General features: G+C 68.0%; 14 protein-coding genes. 10 read left to right on the top strand and 4 right to left on the bottom strand.

What is annotated here, in order from left to right:
* The first annotated feature begins 162 nt into the window (after positions 1–162).
* From uvrC to tpiA, 7 genes are all read left to right on the top strand, one after another.
* Complete coding sequence (uvrC, locus tag ACWZHB_RS16315) at positions 163–2,148, top strand: excinuclease ABC subunit UvrC (protein WP_427908784.1); 1,986 nt, start codon at positions 163–165, stop codon at positions 2,146–2,148.
* Positions 2,149–2,268: 120 nt separating this feature from the next.
* Positions 2,269–3,225: an RNase adapter RapZ gene (rapZ, locus tag ACWZHB_RS16310; protein ID WP_427908783.1), complete on the top strand. Its 957-nt coding sequence runs from the start codon at positions 2,269–2,271 to the stop codon at positions 3,223–3,225.
* On the top strand, positions 3,222–4,268 hold the full coding sequence (locus tag ACWZHB_RS16305; RefSeq protein WP_427908782.1) for a gluconeogenesis factor YvcK family protein: 1,047 nt from the start codon (positions 3,222–3,224) through the stop codon (positions 4,266–4,268). The genes rapZ and ACWZHB_RS16305 overlap by 4 nt, the downstream gene beginning before the upstream one ends.
* Positions 4,259–5,242, top strand: coding sequence for a DNA-binding protein WhiA (whiA, locus tag ACWZHB_RS16300; RefSeq protein ID WP_056810477.1), 984 nt, complete (start codon positions 4,259–4,261; stop codon positions 5,240–5,242). Before ACWZHB_RS16305 ends, whiA begins: the two co-directional genes overlap by 10 nt.
* 217 nt (positions 5,243–5,459) lie before the next feature.
* On the top strand, positions 5,460–6,476 hold the full coding sequence (gene gap / locus ACWZHB_RS16295; RefSeq protein WP_056810475.1) for a type I glyceraldehyde-3-phosphate dehydrogenase: 1,017 nt from the start codon (positions 5,460–5,462) through the stop codon (positions 6,474–6,476).
* Positions 6,477–6,481: 5 nt separating this feature from the next.
* Complete coding sequence (locus tag ACWZHB_RS16290) at positions 6,482–7,696, top strand: phosphoglycerate kinase (protein WP_378627067.1); 1,215 nt, start codon at positions 6,482–6,484, stop codon at positions 7,694–7,696.
* 3 nt (positions 7,697–7,699) lie between these two features.
* Positions 7,700–8,488, top strand: a complete 789-nt coding sequence (gene tpiA / locus ACWZHB_RS16285; protein WP_427908781.1) for a triose-phosphate isomerase — start codon at positions 7,700–7,702, stop codon at positions 8,486–8,488.
* Positions 8,489–8,553: 65 nt separating this feature from the next.
* On the opposite strand, the gene ACWZHB_RS16280 is transcribed toward tpiA, so the two are convergent.
* Both ACWZHB_RS16280 and ACWZHB_RS16275 read right to left on the bottom strand, forming a co-directional pair.
* Entirely contained in the window at positions 8,554–9,336 is a 783-nt protein-coding gene (locus tag ACWZHB_RS16280) for an META domain-containing protein (protein ID WP_427908780.1), read from the bottom strand.
* Positions 9,337–9,397: 61 nt separating this feature from the next.
* Positions 9,398–9,931 (bottom strand): MmpS family transport accessory protein, encoded by a 534-nt coding sequence (locus tag ACWZHB_RS16275; RefSeq protein ID WP_427908779.1) that lies wholly within the window; start codon positions 9,929–9,931, stop codon positions 9,398–9,400.
* Positions 9,932–10,170: 239 nt separating this feature from the next.
* Here ACWZHB_RS16275 and ACWZHB_RS16270 point away from each other — a divergent pair, with 239 nt between their 5' ends.
* Positions 10,171–11,766, top strand: coding sequence for an MFS transporter (locus ACWZHB_RS16270; RefSeq protein ID WP_427908778.1), 1,596 nt, complete (start codon positions 10,171–10,173; stop codon positions 11,764–11,766).
* 34 nt (positions 11,767–11,800) lie between these two features.
* Complete coding sequence (secG, locus tag ACWZHB_RS16265) at positions 11,801–12,034, top strand: preprotein translocase subunit SecG (RefSeq protein WP_101468684.1); 234 nt, start codon at positions 11,801–11,803, stop codon at positions 12,032–12,034.
* Between the two features lie 5 nt (positions 12,035–12,039).
* Here the strand turns inward: secG and ACWZHB_RS16260 are convergent, their stop codons facing one another.
* Complete coding sequence (locus ACWZHB_RS16260) at positions 12,040–14,250, bottom strand: thiamine pyrophosphate-dependent enzyme (protein WP_427909181.1); 2,211 nt, start codon at positions 14,248–14,250, stop codon at positions 12,040–12,042.
* 528 nt (positions 14,251–14,778) lie between these two features.
* Here ACWZHB_RS16260 and ACWZHB_RS16255 point away from each other — a divergent pair.
* Positions 14,779–15,765: a hypothetical protein gene (locus ACWZHB_RS16255; RefSeq protein WP_427908777.1), complete on the top strand. Its 987-nt coding sequence runs from the start codon at positions 14,779–14,781 to the stop codon at positions 15,763–15,765.
* 107 nt (positions 15,766–15,872) lie between these two features.
* Here the strand turns inward: ACWZHB_RS16255 and ACWZHB_RS16250 are convergent, their stop codons facing one another.
* Positions 15,873–16,841 (bottom strand): hypothetical protein, encoded by a 969-nt coding sequence (locus ACWZHB_RS16250; protein ID WP_427908776.1) that lies wholly within the window; start codon positions 16,839–16,841, stop codon positions 15,873–15,875.
* Positions 16,842–17,000: the final 159 nt, after the last annotated feature.

Here is a 17,000-nt window from a genome sequence, read left to right as displayed (position 1 = left end):
CGGCGACCGGCCCTCGCCACAGCGTGCGAGCCCGTGGCCGACCACACCCGATGCGGGGTGACGGTCAGCGCGCCACCTGGTTCGTCAGCTCGGCCGAAGGGCGGTTGCTCGATCAACCGTCGGCGGTGCGGACCTGTCGGAGCCCCTCGCTAGGCTGGATGGGTGGCAGATCCCGCGACGTACCGGCCGGCGCCGGGCACGATTCCCGTCGAACCCGGTGTGTACAAGTTCCGGGACGTGCACGGGCGGGTCATCTATGTCGGTAAGGCGAAGAGCCTGCGGAGTCGGTTGAATTCCTACTTCGCCGATGTGTATTCGCTGCATCCGCGCACCAAGCAGATGGTCACCACGGCGGCGTCGGTCGAGTGGACGGTGGTGTCCACCGAGGTGGAGGCGCTGCAACTCGAGTACAACTGGATCAAGGAATTCGATCCGCGGTTCAACGTGCGCTACCGCGACGACAAGACCTATCCGGTGCTCGCGGTGACCCTCAACGAGGAGTACCCGCGCCTGTTCGTCTATCGCGGCGCCCGCAAGAAGGGGGTGCGCTACTTCGGTCCGTACGCCCACGCCTGGGCGATCCGCGAGACCCTCGACTTGCTGCTGCGGGTGTTCCCCGCGCGCACCTGCTCCAACGGAGTCTTCAAGCGGCACAACCAGATCGGGCGCCCCTGCCTGCTCGGTTATATCGACAAGTGTTCCGCGCCGTGTGTCGGCCGGGTCAGCGCCGACGAGCACCGCCAGATCGTCGAGGACTTCTGCGACTTCCTCTCCGGCAAGACCGACAAGATGGTGCGCGCCCTCGAACGGCGGATGCACGAAGCCGCCGAAGACCTCGACTTCGAGAACGCCGCCCGCCTGCGCGACGACGTGCAGGCGCTGCGCCGCGCACTCGAGAAGCAAGCCGTGGTCCTCGGCGCAGGCACCGACGCCGACGTGATCGCTTTCGCCACCGACGCACTCGAAGCCGCCGTCCAGATCTTCCATGTGCGCGACGGACGCGTGCGCGGTCAGCGCGGCTGGGTCGTCGACAAATCCGGTGACGCACTCGATGTCGCGGAGTCGGGAACCGAAATGGCCGCCCTGGTCGAACAGTTCCTCACCCAGTTCTACGGCGAACAGGCCGCCTTGGCGGACCAGAACGGTGACGCGGCCATTGTCGTCCCGCGGGAAGTGCTGGTACCCGAACTGCCCGCCGACGCCGAGGAGATCGGGGAGTGGCTCACCGAGATCCGAGGCTCCGCGGTCTCGCTGCGCGTGCCGCAGCGCGGCGACAAGAAGGCGCTCGCCGAGACGGTGCAGCGCAACGCCGCCGAGGCGCTGGCCCAGCACAAGCTCCGCCGCGCCGGTGACCTCACCTCGAGATCCCAAGCGCTGCAAGACATTCAGGACGCGCTCGAACTCGACAGCGCCCCGCTGCGGATCGAATGCGTCGACATCAGCCACGTGCAGGGCACCGACGTGGTCGCCTCGCTGGTGGTCTTCGAAGACGGCCTTGCCCGCAAGTCCGACTACCGCCACTACGCGATCAAGGAAGCCGCGGGCGACGGCCGCTCCGACGACGTCGGCAGCATCGCCGAGGTGACCCGCCGCCGCTTCGCCCGCCTGGCCCGCGACCGGGAACAGCCCGTCGAGATCGAACCCGACGAGGTCGACGAACCCGCCTCACGTCCCGGCATCGACCCCACCACCGGCCGCCCGCGCCGCTTCGCCTATCCGCCCAACCTCTACGTGGTCGACGGCGGCGCACCCCAGGTCGCCGCCGCCGCCGAGGTCCTGGACGAACTCGGCATCACCGATGTCGCGGTGATCGGTTTGGCCAAACGCCTCGAAGAGGTCTGGGTGCCCGGGGAAGCCGACCCGGTGATCATGCCGCGCAACAGCGAAGCGCTGTTCCTGCTGCAACGCGTGCGCGACGAGGCTCACCGTTTCGCCATCACCTTCCACCGCAGCAAACGCTCACGCCGGATGACGGCATCGGCGCTGGATTCGGTGCCGGGCCTCGGCGAGACCAGGCGAACCGCCTTGGTCACCCATTTCGGCTCGGTCGCCAGGATCAAGGACGCGACTGTCGAGGAAATCACCTCGGTGCCCGGAATCGGGGTCTCGACGGCGAAAGCAGTGCTCGCGGCACTCAACAGCCCGTAACCGCCGACGGCCGGTATCGCAGGACGCAAGATTGCGTGTGCCGTACGTTGTGTGTCTGCGCCCGATACCCGAACCGGTGCGGGATGATCGAAAGGCACCCAGAAACGGATCCGGTAGGACATGACACGCGTCGAATCGAATAACAATGCGGGGGCGGCACCCGGGCAATCCGGGACGGTCACCGACACACAGCAACCAGTAGAAGTGGTCATCGTGACCGGCTTGTCCGGCGCGGGCCGCGGCACTGCCGCGCGCGTGCTAGAGGACCTCGGCTGGTACGTCACCGACAACCTACCGCCCGAACTGATCGGGCGGATGATCGAACTAGGCGCCGCGGCCGACCCGCCGATCCGGCGGTTGGCGCTGGTCATGGACGTGCGCAGCCGATTCTTCACCGGTGAGCTCTCCGGTGTCACCGAGGAGTTGCGTGGCGCGGGCATCCGGACGAGAGTGCTGTTCCTCGAGGCCTCCGACGATGTGCTGATCCGGCGATTCGGCTTCGCCCGGCGCCGTCACCCGCTGCAGAGCGACAGTCCGGACGGCACGTTGAGCGCCGGTCTCACCGCCGAACGAGCCAGGCTCGCCCCGGTCAAGGGCGCCGCCGACCTCGTCATCGACACCACCGAGCTGTCCATCCACCAGCTGCACCGCAAGCTGGAGGAGGCCTACGGCGCGGGCGCGCCAGCCGCACTGCAGCTGACCCTGCAGTCGTTCGGCTTCAAGTACGGTGTTCCCCTCGACGCCGACATGGTGTTGGACGTGCGATTTCTGCCCAACCCGCATTGGATTCCGGAATTGCGGGAACACACCGGACAGGAGTCGGTGGTCAGCGACTACGTGTTGTCCAGGCCGGGCGCGCAGGACTATCTGCGGACCGGTGAACACCTGGTCGAGTTGACGACGACCGGATACCGCCAAGAGGGGAAGCGATACATGACCGTGGCAGTGGGGTGCACCGGCGGCAAACATCGCAGTGTCGCTATCGCCGAGGCACTGGGTACCCGCATCGGCGCCGAGACCGGGCACACGGCGGTGGACGTCGTCCGCGTCGTGCACCGGGATCTGGGGCGCGAATGAGTGGAACCGAAGCCGACCCAGCCGTCGTCGCGCTGGGCGGCGGGCACGGGCTGTACGCGACATTGACAGCGGTGCGCAGGCTGACGCGGCGGATCACCGCCGTCGTCACCGTCGCCGACGACGGCGGGTCGTCCGGGCGGCTGCGTGCCGAACTGGGCATGCTCCCGCCGGGAGATCTGCGGATGGCGCTGGCCGCACTGTCCGACGACGCCGACGGCGTCTGGACCACGGCCGTGCAGCACCGCTTCGGCGGCAACGGCGCGCTCGCCGGACACTCGGTGGGCAACCTGATTCTCGCCGGGCTCACCGACATCCTCGGTGATCCCGTTGCCGCGCTCGACGAGGTCGGCAGGTTGCTGCGGATCACCGGCCGGGTGCTGCCGATGTCGCCGATTCCGCTCGATATCGAGGCAGAAGTGTCGGGCCTCGAGTCGGATCCGCGGATCGGCCGGTGTGTGCGCGGTCAGGTTGCGGTGGCGACCACGCCGGGTAAGGTCCGGCGGGTGCGGCTGATTCCGTCCGATCCGCCTGCCAGCCCCGAGGCGACCTCGGCCATCGAAGACGCGGATGTTGTTGTGCTGGGACCTGGTTCGTGGTTCACCAGCGTCATTCCGCATGTCCTCGTACCGCAACTACACAACGCACTCGTGCGTACCGGGGCACGTAAAGTACTCGTTCTGAATCTGGCCGCGGAGCCAGGGGAGACAGCCGGCTTTTCCGCGGAGCGTCATCTGCATGTATTGTCCCAGCACGCACCGGATTTCGCGGTCGACGAGGTGCTCGTCGACTCGGCGTCGGTGCCCGAGGGGCGGCAACGGGAACATGTAGCAAGAGCCGCCGAACAGTTGCGTGCACGGGTAACGTTCTGCGATGTCGCCGAGCCGGGAACGGATCGGCATCATCCCGGAAAACTAGCCGCCGCACTGGATCAGCTGATCCGGTCGCCGCGGCCGCAACTGGCAGGGCTTCGAGTCGAGGGACGGCACAGTGTCACAGATGTGCGTTCCGGGTCGGTGGGAAAGGAGCGCGTCTCGTGGCGATGACAGCCGAGGTGAAAGACGAGCTGAGCAGGCTCGTGGTGTCGCAGGTCAGCTCGCGTAAAGCGGAACTGTCGGCGTTGCTGCGGTTTGCGGGCGGTCTGCACATCGTGGGGGGCAGGGTAATCGTGGAAGCCGAGGTGGACATGGGGTCCATCGCCCGGCGACTGCGCAGAGAGATTTTCGAGCTGTACGGATACGGCTCCGACGTGCACGTGCTCGGCGCGGGTGGGTTGCGGAAGACTTCCCGGTATGTCGTGCGGGTGTCGAAGGAAGGCGAGGCGCTGGCGCGCCAGACCGGTCTGCTCGATGTTCGTGGCCGTCCCGTGCGTGGGTTGCCCGCGCAGGTGGTCGGCGGCAGCATCGGTGACGCCGAAGCGGCGTGGCGTGGCGCGTTTCTGGCGCACGGTTCGCTCACCGAGCCGGGTCGTTCCTCGGCGCTCGAGGTGAGCTGCCCGGGTCCGGAGGCGGCGTTGGCACTGGTCGGCGCGGCGCGCAGGCTCGGCATCACCGCGAAGGCGCGGGAGGTGCGCGGCACGGATCGGGTCGTGGTGCGTGACGGCGAGGCGATCGGCGCCCTGCTCACCCGGATGGGCGCGCAGGACACCAGGCTCACCTGGGAAGAACGGCGGATGCGCCGCGAGGTGCGGGCCACCGCCAACCGGCTCGCCAACTTCGACGACGCGAACCTGCGCCGCTCGGCGCGGGCGGCCGTCGCGGCGGCGGCGCGGGTCGAACGCGCACTCGAGATCCTCGCCGACGATGTGCCCGAGCATCTCGCCGCGGCGGGCAGGCTGCGGGTGCAGCACCGGCAGGCGTCGCTGGAGGAACTCGGTCAGCTGGCCGAGCCGCCGATGACCAAAGACGCTGTCGCGGGCCGGATCCGGCGCTTGCTGTCGATGGCCGATCGTCGCGCCAAGGACCTCGGCATCCCCGATACCGAGTCCGCGGTGACAGCGGAACTGCTCGACGACGCGTAGTAGGAACTTCGCACAGACTCCTCGCACCGAAAGGTGTGGCGAATCCGACGATTAGGGCAGAGCGGTCATACCTGACCGCTCTGCCCTTTATTCTGGGGTCTCCGCAGGCCTGAGGCCGGGGAGCTCACAACTCACAGGTGGCTGTCGTGAAGGCTGGCGCGGCTACTACTGTGGTGACCGTCGGAATGAATCCGCTTGAAAGCTGAGGAGCGATAACGTGACTGTCCGGGTAGGTATCAACGGCTTCGGTCGTATCGGACGTAATTTCTTCCGTGCGGTGGAGGCGCTGAAGGCCGTCGGCGAGACCGATATCGAGATCGTCGCGGTCAACGACCTCACCGACATCAACACCCTCGCCACCCTGCTGAAGTACGACTCGATCCTGGGTCGGCTGCCGCAGGACGTCTCCGTCGAGGGCGACACCATCGTGGTCGGCGAGCAGCGCATCAAGGCGCTCGCGATCAAGGAAGGCCCCTCGGCACTGCCCTGGGCCGACCTGAACGTCGACGTGGTCGTCGAGTCGACCGGCATCTTCACCGCCGCCGAGAAGGCCAAGGGCCACCTGTCCGCGGGTGCCAAGAAGGTCATCATCTCCGCGCCTGCCACCGGCGACGACATCACCATCGTGATGGGCGTCAACGACGACAAGTACGACGGCAGCCAGAACATCATCTCCAACGCCTCGTGCACCACGAACTGCCTCGGCCCGATCGCCAAGGTGCTCAACGATTCGTTCGGCATTGTGAACGGTCTGATGACCACCATTCACGCCTACACCCAGGACCAGAACCTGCAGGACGCGCCGCACAAGGACCTGCGTCGCGCCCGCGCCGCGGCCCTGAACATCGTGCCCACCGGCACCGGTGCCGCCAAGGCCATCGGCCTGGTGCTGCCCGAGCTGCAGGGCAAGCTCGACGGCTACGCGCTGCGCGTTCCGGTTCCGACCGGCTCGGTCACCGACCTGACCGCGACGCTGGCCAAGCCCGCCACCATCGAGGAGATCAACGCCGCGATGAAGGCCGCCGCCGAGGGCCCGATGAAGGGCATCCTCAAGTACAACGAGGACCCGATCGTGTCGAGTGACATCGTCACCGACCCGCACTCGTCGATCTACGACGCGCCGCTGACCAAGGTCATCGACAACCAGGTCAAGGTCGTCTCCTGGTACGACAACGAGTGGGGCTACTCGAACCGCCTGGCCAACCTGGTCGATCTCGTCGGCAAGTCGCTCTGAACGCGATGACTGTTCAGACACTGCAGGATCTCCTGGCCGAGGGTGTCGAGGGTCGGGGCGTGCTCGTGCGCTCCGACCTGAACGTTCCCCTCGACGACAACGGTCAGATCACCGACCCGGGCCGCATCATCGCCTCGGTGCCGACCATTCAGGCGCTGGTCGAGGCCGGCGCCAAGGTGGTCGTGATGGCGCACCTCGGTCGCCCCAAGGGCGAGCCCGACGCCAAGTTCTCCCTCGCCCCCGTGGCGGCGAAGCTGGCCGAGCTGCTGGGCCGCAACGTCCAGCTGGCCGGTGACGTGGTGGGCTACGACGCGCTCTCGCGCTCGGAGGGTCTCACCGACGGCGACGTGCTGCTGCTGGAGAACGTGCGCTTCGATCCGCGCGAGACCAGCAAGGACGAGTCGGAGCGGGCCAAGCTCGCGGCGGCGTTCGTCGAGCTGGTCGGCGACGACGGTGCGTTCGTCTCCGACGGTTTCGGCGTGGTCCACCGCAAGCAGGCATCGGTCTACGACGTCGCCCAGCAGCTCCCGCACTACGCGGGCACGCTGGTCGCGGCCGAGGTCGAGGTGCTGCAGAAGCTCACTCAGGACCCGGCTCGCCCGTACGCCGTGGTGCTCGGTGGCTCGAAGGTCTCGGACAAGCTCGCAGTGATCGAGGCGCTGGCGCCCAAGGTCGACACCCTGGTCATCGGCGGCGGCATGTGCTTCACCTTCCTTGCCGCGCAAGGACTTCCGGTCGGTGGCTCGCTGCTGCAGGCCGAGATGATCGACACCTGCAAGGATCTGCTCGAGCGCTTCGGCGACGTGCTGCACCTGCCGGTCGACATCGTGGTGGCCGACAAGTTCGCGGCCGATGCCGACACCAAGACCGTCGCGTCGACCGAGATCCCCGACGGCTGGCTCGGCCTGGACATCGGCCCCGAGTCGGTGTCGCGGTTCGCCGCCCTGCTGACCGAGGCCAAGACCGTGTTCTGGAACGGCCCGATGGGCGTGTTCGAGTTCGAGAAGTTCGCCGCAGGCACCCGCGGTGTCGCCGAAGCCATCGTGACCGCCACCTCCAAGGGTGCGTTCACGGTCGTCGGTGGCGGTGACTCGGCCGCGGCCGTGCGTGCGCTCGGCCTGCCCGACGACGGTTTCTCGCACATCTCCACCGGTGGTGGCGCTTCCCTGGAATACCTGGAAGGCAAAGAGCTGCCCGGTATTTCGGTGCTGGAGGGCTGAGCGATGGCAGCACGTAAACCGCTCATCGCGGGCAACTGGAAGATGAATCTCAACCACCTCGAGGCCATCTCGCTGGTGCAGAAGGTGGCGTTCGCGCTGCCCGAGAAGTACTTCGCGAAGGTCGACGTAACGGTGATCCCGCCGTTCACCGATCTGCGCAGCGTGCAGTCGATCGTCGACGGCGACAAGCTGCTGATCACCTACGGTGCGCAGGATGTCTCGGCGCACGATTCCGGTGCCTACACCGGCGAGATCAGCGGGTCGATGCTGGCGAAGCTCGGCTGCACCTTCGTGGTGGTCGGGCACTCGGAGCGTCGTCAGTACCACCACGAGGACGACGCGACCGTGCTGGCCAAGGCCAAGCAGGCGCTGAAGAACGAGCTCACCCCGATCGTCTGCATCGGTGAGGGTCTCGGCGTCCGTGAGGCGGGTACGCACGTCGAGTACAACCTCGAGCAGCTGCGCGGTTCGCTCAAAGGCCTGACGGCGGAACAGATTTCGCAGGTCGTCATCGCCTACGAGCCGGTCTGGGCCATCGGCACCGGCAAGGTCGCCTCGGCGGCCGACGCGCAGGAAGTGTGCGGCGCGATCCGCGGCGAGCTGGAGAAGCTGGCTTCCCCGGAGGTCGCCGCCGGAGTCCGCGTGCTCTACGGCGGCTCGGTGAACGCCAAGAACATCGGCGAGCTGATCCGCCAGACCGATATCGACGGCGCGCTGGTCGGCGGTGCTTCGCTCAAGGGTGATGAGTTCGCCACCCTGTCGGCGATCGCCGCGGGCGGTCCGCTGCCCTGATCGGGTAGTTCAACGCCGAAGGGCCGGAAACCGCTGGGTTTCCGGCCCTTCGTCTACGTGAGCGGTTACCGCGCGCGCAGGATCAGGCCGTAGCCGTTGTCGTTGCGCACCGTGAGCGCGTCTGCGTCGATAGTGGCGGTGGTTCTCCCGTCCAGCGCACGCAGCACGTTCTGCTCGACCTCCATCACCTCCGGCGGGCACATCATCTTGGTGGTGCCGATGGCGAAGTTCACCGCCTCGCCGGGACCGACGCCCGCGGTTCCGGTCATCCGATTGCAGCCGGCGTTGCCGTTGACGGTGCCGCCCTCCCCGATGGTGAGGGTCGGGCTCGCCTCGTCGAGCGCGGTCGAGCGAATCTGCGCGTCCGGGGTGAGCATGGTGGTGACCACCCAGGTGGTCCCGATCAGCGGCTTGTCGGGGCTCACGATCTTCTTGTCGGTGAGATGGATGGTGACGGACTTGCCCGTCAGTGTCAGCCGGTCACCGTCGAGGCGCCAGGTGGGATCGGATTCCAGGAAGTCGGACTGCCAGGCGTCGGCGCGTCCGCGCTCGCCGGGGCATGCCATCAGGGTGCCTGCCAGCGGTGACGTGTGCAGGACGTGGTTGCTCAGGTCGACGGTGCCGCCCGCGGAATTACAGCCGGAGCTCGCCGAGATCCGGCCGTCGGAGAAACCGAGCGTCATCGGCCCGCCGCCGGGGATCTTGTCGCCGACGACCTCGGTGGAGATGTAGGTATGGCCCATCGGCGTGGCGGTGTCGTCCACCGGTTCCTTCTCGGCTGATCCGCACCCGGCCATTGCCGTGCCGAGTATCGCGAGGGCGGCGAGTCGTCGAAGGAATATCCGCATGAAGCCGATGGTACGGCCCGCCCCGGACACCGCCAGGCGATGTCCGGGGCGGGCGGTCGACTTACTTGCCTGCGTCACCCGTGCAGTCCGCGGTGGCGAGTGAACCGCTGGCCTCGTCCTGCGCGATCACCTTGCCGTCGACGACGATCTTGCAGGAGACCGTTCCGCCGTCGATGCCCGACATGACGCTCAGCGCGGAGTGCTTCACCAGACCGGTGATCGTCACATCCTTGGACCACGGCAGTGGCACGTCGGCTTCGGTCTGCACGTCCAGGGTCCCGTCGGAGTAGATGACGGTGCCGGTGCCCGAGCCCGCGGCCTGGTAGGAGACGGTCACCTCGCGGCTGACCTCGTTCTCGATCTCATTGGCGACGGTGCCGACGAAGGCCACGCACCCACCGACGATCAGCAGCAGCACGACGAGAATGCCACCGAGCACCCACGGCCACACCTTCTTCTTGCGCGGCGGCTGCGGGTAGCCGCCCTGCGGCGGGTAGCCACCCTGCGGCGGGTAGCCACCGCCGGGGGGTTGCTGGCCGTACGGCGGTTGCTGGCCATAGGGTTGCTGGCCATACGGCTGCTGCGGGGCATTCATGCGTTGTCCTCCGTGTCGTACGAGCTCCCCCCGAACGAAACGGGAGCTGCGGTGCTGATCGCTCGAAAGCGGTCAGAAGATAACACCGTATCGGTCGATCACTTCCCTATTGTCGTGGGCCACAAGGTATCTGATAGTTCGCCGGGATCTTTCGCAATGGCCGCGCGCGGACGGCGAGCGGCGAGCTCGGCGGGGGTCACCTCGCGCGCGATGGCAGTCGCCGGGGATAAGCTCGTCGGGTGGGCATCGTCGCGGCGGAACGGATCTCGACCTGGGCGCCGTTGCGGTCGCCGCTGTTCCGGGCGTTGTGGATCGCTCAGCTGGTGTCGAATCTCGGCACGTGGATGCAGACGGTCGGCGCGCAGTGGCTGGTGGTCGACCAACCGAACGCGGCCGCACTGGTGGCGTTCGTGCAGACCGCGCTGACGTTGCCGGTGATGTTGCTGTCGATCCCGTCCGGGGTGCTGGCGGACCTGGTGGATCGACGGCGGCTGCTGCTCGGCGCGCAGACCGGCATGGCGCTGGTCTCGCTCACCCTCACCGTGTCCACCGCCACCGGCCACACCACCCCCGCGGTCCTGCTCGGTCTGCTGTTCCTGCTCGGCTGCGGACAGGCGCTCACCGCCCCGGCCTGGCAGGCGATCCAGCCGGAGCTGGTGCCGCGCGATCAGATCACCTCGGCCGCGGCACTGGGCAGCATGAGTGTCAATATCGGTCGTGCCGTCGGGCCCGCGGTGGCGGGGGTGATCGTGTCGCTGGCCGGGCCCACCGTGGTGTTCGGGTTCAACACGGTGTCGTTCGTCGGCATCGTCGCGGTGCTGCTGGTGTCGAAGTGGCCGACGCGAACCAGCCCACTGCCCAGCGAACGGCCCCTCGCGGCGTTGCAGGCGGGGACCCGGTTCATTCGGGCCGCGCCCGCGATCAGACGGGTGCTGTTCCGCGCGATCCTGTTCATCGCCCCCGCCAGCGCGGTGTGGTCGCTGCTGCCGGTGATCGCGCACGACCGGCTGGGACTGTCGTCCTCCGGCTACGGTCTGCTGCTCGGTGCGCTCGGGCTCGGGGCGGTCTGCGGCGCGCTCGGATTGTCACGGTTGCGGGTCCTGTTCACCCCCACCCAGCGGCTCGCGCTCGCCGCGGTGCTGTTCGGGCTCGGTGCGGTCGCCGCCGCGCTGGTCCACCACGTGGTGGTGGTACTCGTGTTGCTGGTGGGGGCCGGGCTGGCGTGGTTGCTGGCGATGTCGACGCTGAACTCGACCATGCAGTTGTTGCTTCCCGCGTGGGTCCGGGCCCGTGGGCTGTCGGTGTACATGCTGGTGTTCATGGGCGGTCAGGCGATCGGTTCCCTGCTCTGGGGCCTGGTCGCCGGCGCCTACGGTGCCGTGGCGGCGCTGCTCATCGCGGCGGTGCTGCTCGCCTGCTGTGCCGTGAGCACCCTGTGGTGGCCGATCCGGCACAACGTCGAGGAGATCGACCTCTCCCCGGCGGCATTCTGGCCCGAACCGCAACTCGTCGTCGAACCCGAACCCGCGGACGGGCCCGTCCTGGTAATGCGCGGCTACGACGTGCCACCCGCCGACGTGGCCGTCTTCACCGAATCGATGGCGCTGGTCGGCCGGTCACGGCAGCGCACCGGCGCGATGGAATGGCGGCTCTACCGCGACGTCGGCACCGTCGACCGCTTCGTCGAAGCCTTCGTCGTCCGGTCCTGGGCCGAGCACATGCATCAGCATCAAGTGCGCCTGACCGCCCGCGACCGCGAGATCGAACAGACCGTCGCCCACTACTCCGCGGGTCCCCACACCGTCTCACACCTGGTCGCCGTCGAGGCTGGTTAGACCAGTCCGCCCTCCACCACCTAGGATGAACCTCATGTCGCTGTTCCTCGATATCCTCCTTGTGATCACCAGCTTGCTGTTGGTGCTGCTGGTGCTGTTGCACCGCGCCAAGGGCGGCGGCTTGTCCAGCCTCTTCGGTGGCGGCGTGCAGTCGAGCCTGTCCGGCTCCACCGTCGTCGAGAAGAACCTCGACCGCATCACGATCTTCGTCGGCATCGTCTGGTTCATCGCGATCCTCGGCATCGGCCTCGAGATCAAGTTCGCCTGAGTCGGCTAGCTCGACGACACGATTCGTCGGGCGGCGGCTTCTATCGCTGATTCGCCGAGCAGGACGGTGTCCGCGGCCGGTCCCAGCGGTATGAAGCTGTCCTCGCTGGTCACCCGGGCGAGTGCGCCGCGGTAACCGGCGTCGACGAGTGCGGCGAACACCGACTCGGACACGCCTCCACTGCGACGGGTCTCGTCGGCGACCAGTACACGCCCGGTGGTCTCGGCATGGTGGACCAAATCGGCGATCGGTAGGGGATCGAGCCAGCGCAGGTCGAGTACTCGCGCGTTGATTCCTTGGGCGGCAAGGCGTTTCGCTGTGCGGAGGCTCATCGGAACGCCGTTGCCGAAGGTGACGATGGTCAGATCCGTGCCGTCGCCGTACGTGCGGGCGCTGCCGATCGGGGCGTGTTCGGTGGTGGGGCAGGCCAGCCAGGCTTCGTCGCCCTGGTGCAGATCTTTCGTGTGATACAGCGCGATCGGTTCGACGAACACGCAAACTCGGCCGTCGACGCGGGCCGCTGACACGCAGGTGCGCAGCATCGCGGCCGCGTCGTCCGCGCGCGCCGGTACCGCGACGACGACGCCGGGGATGTCGCGCAGTGCCGCCAGGGAATCGTCGTTGTGGAAGTGGCCGCCGAAGCCCTTCTGATAGGCGAGGCCCGCGATGCGTACCACCATCGGATTGCGGTATCGGCCGTTCGAGAAGAACTGCAGGGTCGCCGCTTCACCGCGGATCTGGTCGGCCGCGTTGTGGACGTAGGCGAGGTATTGGATCTCGGGGATCGGGATGAATCCGGCGAGACCGGTGCCGAGTGCGGTGCCGACGATCGACTGTTCGTCGAGGAGGGTGTCGAAGACGCGACGCGCTCCGAAGCGTTTTCTGAGGCCTTTCGTGACGCCGTAGACGCCGCCCTTGCGGCCGACATCCTCACCGAAGATGAGCACATCGCGATCCCTGGCGAGGAGCTCGCCGAGGGTGTGGTTGATCGATTGCGCCATTGTCATCAAGGCGACACGGTCGTCGGCCTTCGCCGCGGCGGTATCAGCGTGGGGCAATTCCGTTGTGGTGGAGGGTGATTGGTGATCCGACGTCGGATCGGGAGCGGCAGTGCGCCGATTCGTGGCCGACGACGGCCGGGTGACATCGTCGCGTATCGCGTCGGGGTGAGCCGGTGCGAGCGGTGCGATCACGGCCGCAGCCGAATCGAGGCGAGCCTCGTGCACGACGGCATCCGCGGTCTCCCGCACGTGTGCCCCGATCCGCTCATAGCGCTCGAGCAGCTCGTCGGCGTCGGTGACTCCCGCCGCGATCAGGTAGCGGGCGGTGCCGAGCAGTGGGTCGCGGGCCAGGTCGGCGGCGATCTCGGCCGGACCTCGGTAGGCGGACTCGACATCGGACCCCGCGTGCCCGCCGAGCCGGACCATGCGCAAATGCAGGAACACCGGCGTCCGCCAGGTCCGCGCCAGATGCACCGCGTCCTGGGCGGCACCGAGCACATCGGGCAGGTCGCAACCGTCGGCGGCGAGGTAGGTGAGTCCCGGCCGCGGGCCATAGGCGCGTTCGATCCAGTCCGGCGCGGTGGGCACACTGATGCCGAGCCCGTTGTCCTCGCACACGAACACCAGCGGCATCGGCACCCCCTGATGGGTGGCATGCAGTGCGGCGTTGATCGCACCGACCGCCGTCGAATGATTGGCCGACGCGTCGCCGAAACTGCACACCACCACCGCATCCGCGGGCCACGGACACGAAACCCCTTGCTTGGCGGCCCGATCCAACGCGAAGGCCAGACCCACCGCCCGTGGCAGATGCGAAGCGATGGTCGAGGTCTGCGGAATGATCGACGCCGCCGCACTCCCGATCACCTTGTGCCGACCACCGGAAATCGGATCCGCGGCCGCCGCGACCACCCCCAGCAGCACATCCCGAATCGGATCCAGCCCCGGAATCCGCTTGCATCGCTGCACGAAGAAGGCCGCCGACCGATAGTGCAACAACGCCGGATCATCGACGCGCGACGCGGCCGCCACCGCCGCATTCCCCTCATGTCCGGAGGACCCGATGCTGTAGAACCCCTGCCGAGCGGCCCCCAGCCGCCGCGCCGCCAGATCGAGATGCCGACTGGCGACCTGCGATTCGAACAGTTCGATCCCGAACGCGGCGTCGACGGTCTCGAGCGGGTCGATCCTATCGGGCACCGCGCGACTGTCCATCGCGGCCCGAAAGGCCCCGTCCAGGTCAAGCGAACCCAGCGCCACCGCAACAACTCCTCGCCCGCAGTCGAGTCGACCTCGATTCCGTCGCTATGCCAAGAAAGTTACTGTGATTCTCGATGAATAACGTGCAATTTCCGCCAGATGCGCGCGGATTGTGTCAGCAACCAAGAACTCGCCGTGTCGGTGCGACTCGACCGAGCGCTGTCCCCGCTCATCGACGACCTCGGGGACGTGGCCGACTCGGTGTCCCTGGCTGACTCGCGATGGGGCGCGGTGCCGGCGGCGGCTCGTGATCATGGCGGAGGCGATGACCCGAACCGGCCACGTTTGAGCAAGGAGTGAGTGACGACACAGTCTACGTCGTGAGGCGGGATCTCGCGGGGTGATTCCGCTGGTGGCAGGCCATGGTGGAATCGGACAGACGTATAGCTCGGTGATTGTCAACCCGCACTCAGGTTTTGACGCCGTCGTATTGGTCATGTTTACAGTGGCGCGTCCGGCACCGTGACGGTGCCGGATGTCGACATGATCAGAAGCGGGGAGTTCGAGATGGCCGGCAAGCACCGAAGAGTCAAAGCAGGAGTGATCGCGAGGCGCGCGGCGCCGGCATTGGGGGTCCTGCCCGTGATGTTCGCGGTCGCCTGCACCAACACCGGCACCGATGTCGCGAGTTCGACATCCACCAGCCTGGCACCCAGCGACACGCAGGCGCCGAAACCCACTACGGCAACGCCGAACCCGGCGAAACCGGAACCGGGAACCGCGACCCCGCCGCCGCCCGGCGAGCGGGGCGGCCCCACGCCCGTGGTCGGACCGGGCCCCACCACCACCGTGCAGCCGGGCGTCACCGCACCGGGCGACGATCCGAACGCCGCGTTCGGTCCGCGCACCACTCCGCGTCAGCCGGGTGTCACCGTGCCGCAAGAGGCGAAGCCGGGCCCGTTCGGCGAATACGCTGTCCCGCCGGGGCACCGGACCGTACCGAGCAACGAGGGTGCGCCGCCGGTCGACCTCGGCGCGCTGCACGCGCCGCAAGCGGTGGAGCCGGTCGCGCCCATCGCGCCGCCGGACCGCACGCTGCGCCTCGGCGACTTCACCTCCCCGGTGCCCGACGCGGTGCCGGAAGACCTTCTCGACGGCGTGAACTCGGCCGCCGCCAACGCCGAAGCCGCGATCGCCACGGGCGGAAAGTCGATCGGCATCGACCCGAGCCGGTCGGACAAGATCGCGGCGGGCGCCTTGGCCGGCGCGGCGGTGGGCGGCGTGCCCGCAGCGGTCGTGTGCGGTGTGGCCGGCGGATTGATCACGTCCGCGACCCTCGCCCCTGCTGCCGCGGTAGCAGCCGGTACCGCGGCGGGCGCCGCAACGGCTGGGGTCATGGCGGCTCCGGCCGCGGGCGCGGCGTTCGCGGCGACGGTCGCCGCCGGTTCGGCAGTCGGCGCTGTCGCCTGCGGCGTGCCAGCGGCCGTCGTCGGCGGAGTCATCGGCGGTGCGGTGGGTAGCGCGATCTGACGCGACCCGCGTCGCATCGCCCGTCGATCTGAATACGTTGCCCTCCAAGCTGATTCGGCTTGGAGGGCAACGTCGTTCAGTGGTCCCGATCGTATCCGGGCCGAATCTCACTGTCCCCGTTCGCGAATCGACGCGATCATCGTTCGCCCGTCGCGGACGGTGGTGGTGATGAGCTGGGTGTAGAGCAGATCGTCGGCCGGCATGCCGCCGGGACGACGTTCGGTCAGGTCGAGTTCGTAACTGTCCGGGCCGATCTGGCTGATCTGGGCGCAATAGGTGGTACCGAGCGGGACGTACTTGTCGATGCCGTCCTGGATGATCGGGGCCGAACCGACGGTGTCGGCTTCAGGCGCCACGAACGACCGTGCCTTCTCGCCGTTGCGGTCGGTGTAGAACGCGTACTCGAAGCCGAGGATCACGCCGGGACCGGAGTTGCTGTCACCGGGACCGCGGCCGATGGTCAGGTTGCCGCGCTGTTCGTCGGCACAGGCGAGTGGCCCCGCCGTCTTTCGCGCCGTGGTCGTCGGTGGGCTGGTCGCGGCGACGACCACCGTCTTCTCCGGTCCGCTGTCCTGACCGGTCATGACGACGTAGGTCATCGCCGCCGCCACGCCGACCGCGATCGTGGCCACCGAAGCAAGCAGGACGATTCCTACCTTGCCGCGGCCGGATCTCGACGACGGGTCGGTGGGCGTGGTGTTCGTGTCTTCATCCCACGAGGACTGCTGTCGACCAGATGCCTGGGCAGGCTTGAAGATCGCGGCCATCGGATCGTCGTCCCACGACGGCGGAGGCTCGCGCCGGTCCTGCTGAACCGGCCGGGCTGGTGCCGACCGGTCCGGCAGCCCGACGGCGCCGGTGGCGTGCATCGGCTCGTCCCCCGCGGGCGCCCGGAACTGAGGCGGTGGCGCCGGGATCATCGCTACCGGGGCAGGCTCCGGATCGGCTGGTCGCCACGAAGTCGGAGCCTGCTCGTGCAAACCCGCCACGGCGGCCGGATCAGGTCCGAGCGCGTCCAGCGGCGGACCGAATGGTGACCCCGGACTCTCGTCCTCCCATGGTCCTGAGGAACCCACCCATCACCCTTTCCCTTCCCATGCCGGCACCTCGCACCCGGCCCAAGCGCAACTCGGCGCACGGGGCACGACACCGCCACCGGCAGGCAAGCCGTGACGTCCCGGTTTGGCAAACTCGCGTCCCCCGCCACACCGATCGCCCGACATTTTAACCGCTGA

The sequence above is a fragment of the Nocardia sp. FBN12 genome (assembly GCF_054031145.1).
The sequence above is the reverse complement of the archived record's forward strand: the minus strand, read 5'-3'. Positions and strand labels throughout refer to the sequence as shown.

Excerpts from the sequence above, each read along its gene's own strand:
- rapZ (WP_427908783.1), top strand. The coding sequence starts at position 2,269 with ATGACACGCGTCGAATCGAATAACAATGCGGGGGCGGCACCCGGGCAA.
- ACWZHB_RS16305 (WP_427908782.1), top strand. The coding sequence starts at position 3,222 with ATGAGTGGAACCGAAGCCGACCCAGCCGTCGTCGCGCTGGGCGGCGGG.
- ACWZHB_RS16290 (WP_378627067.1), top strand. The coding sequence starts at position 6,482 with ATGACTGTTCAGACACTGCAGGATCTCCTGGCCGAGGGTGTCGAGGGT.
- tpiA (WP_427908781.1), top strand. The coding sequence starts at position 7,700 with ATGGCAGCACGTAAACCGCTCATCGCGGGCAACTGGAAGATGAATCTC.
- ACWZHB_RS16280 (WP_427908780.1), bottom strand. The coding sequence starts at position 9,336 with ATGCGGATATTCCTTCGACGACTCGCCGCCCTCGCGATACTCGGCACG.
- ACWZHB_RS16275 (WP_427908779.1), bottom strand. The coding sequence starts at position 9,931 with ATGAATGCCCCGCAGCAGCCGTATGGCCAGCAACCCTATGGCCAGCAA.
- secG (WP_101468684.1), top strand. The coding sequence starts at position 11,801 with ATGTCGCTGTTCCTCGATATCCTCCTTGTGATCACCAGCTTGCTGTTG.
- ACWZHB_RS16260 (WP_427909181.1), bottom strand. The coding sequence starts at position 14,250 with ATGGACAGTCGCGCGGTGCCCGATAGGATCGACCCGCTCGAGACCGTC.
- ACWZHB_RS16255 (WP_427908777.1), top strand. The coding sequence starts at position 14,779 with ATGATCAGAAGCGGGGAGTTCGAGATGGCCGGCAAGCACCGAAGAGTC.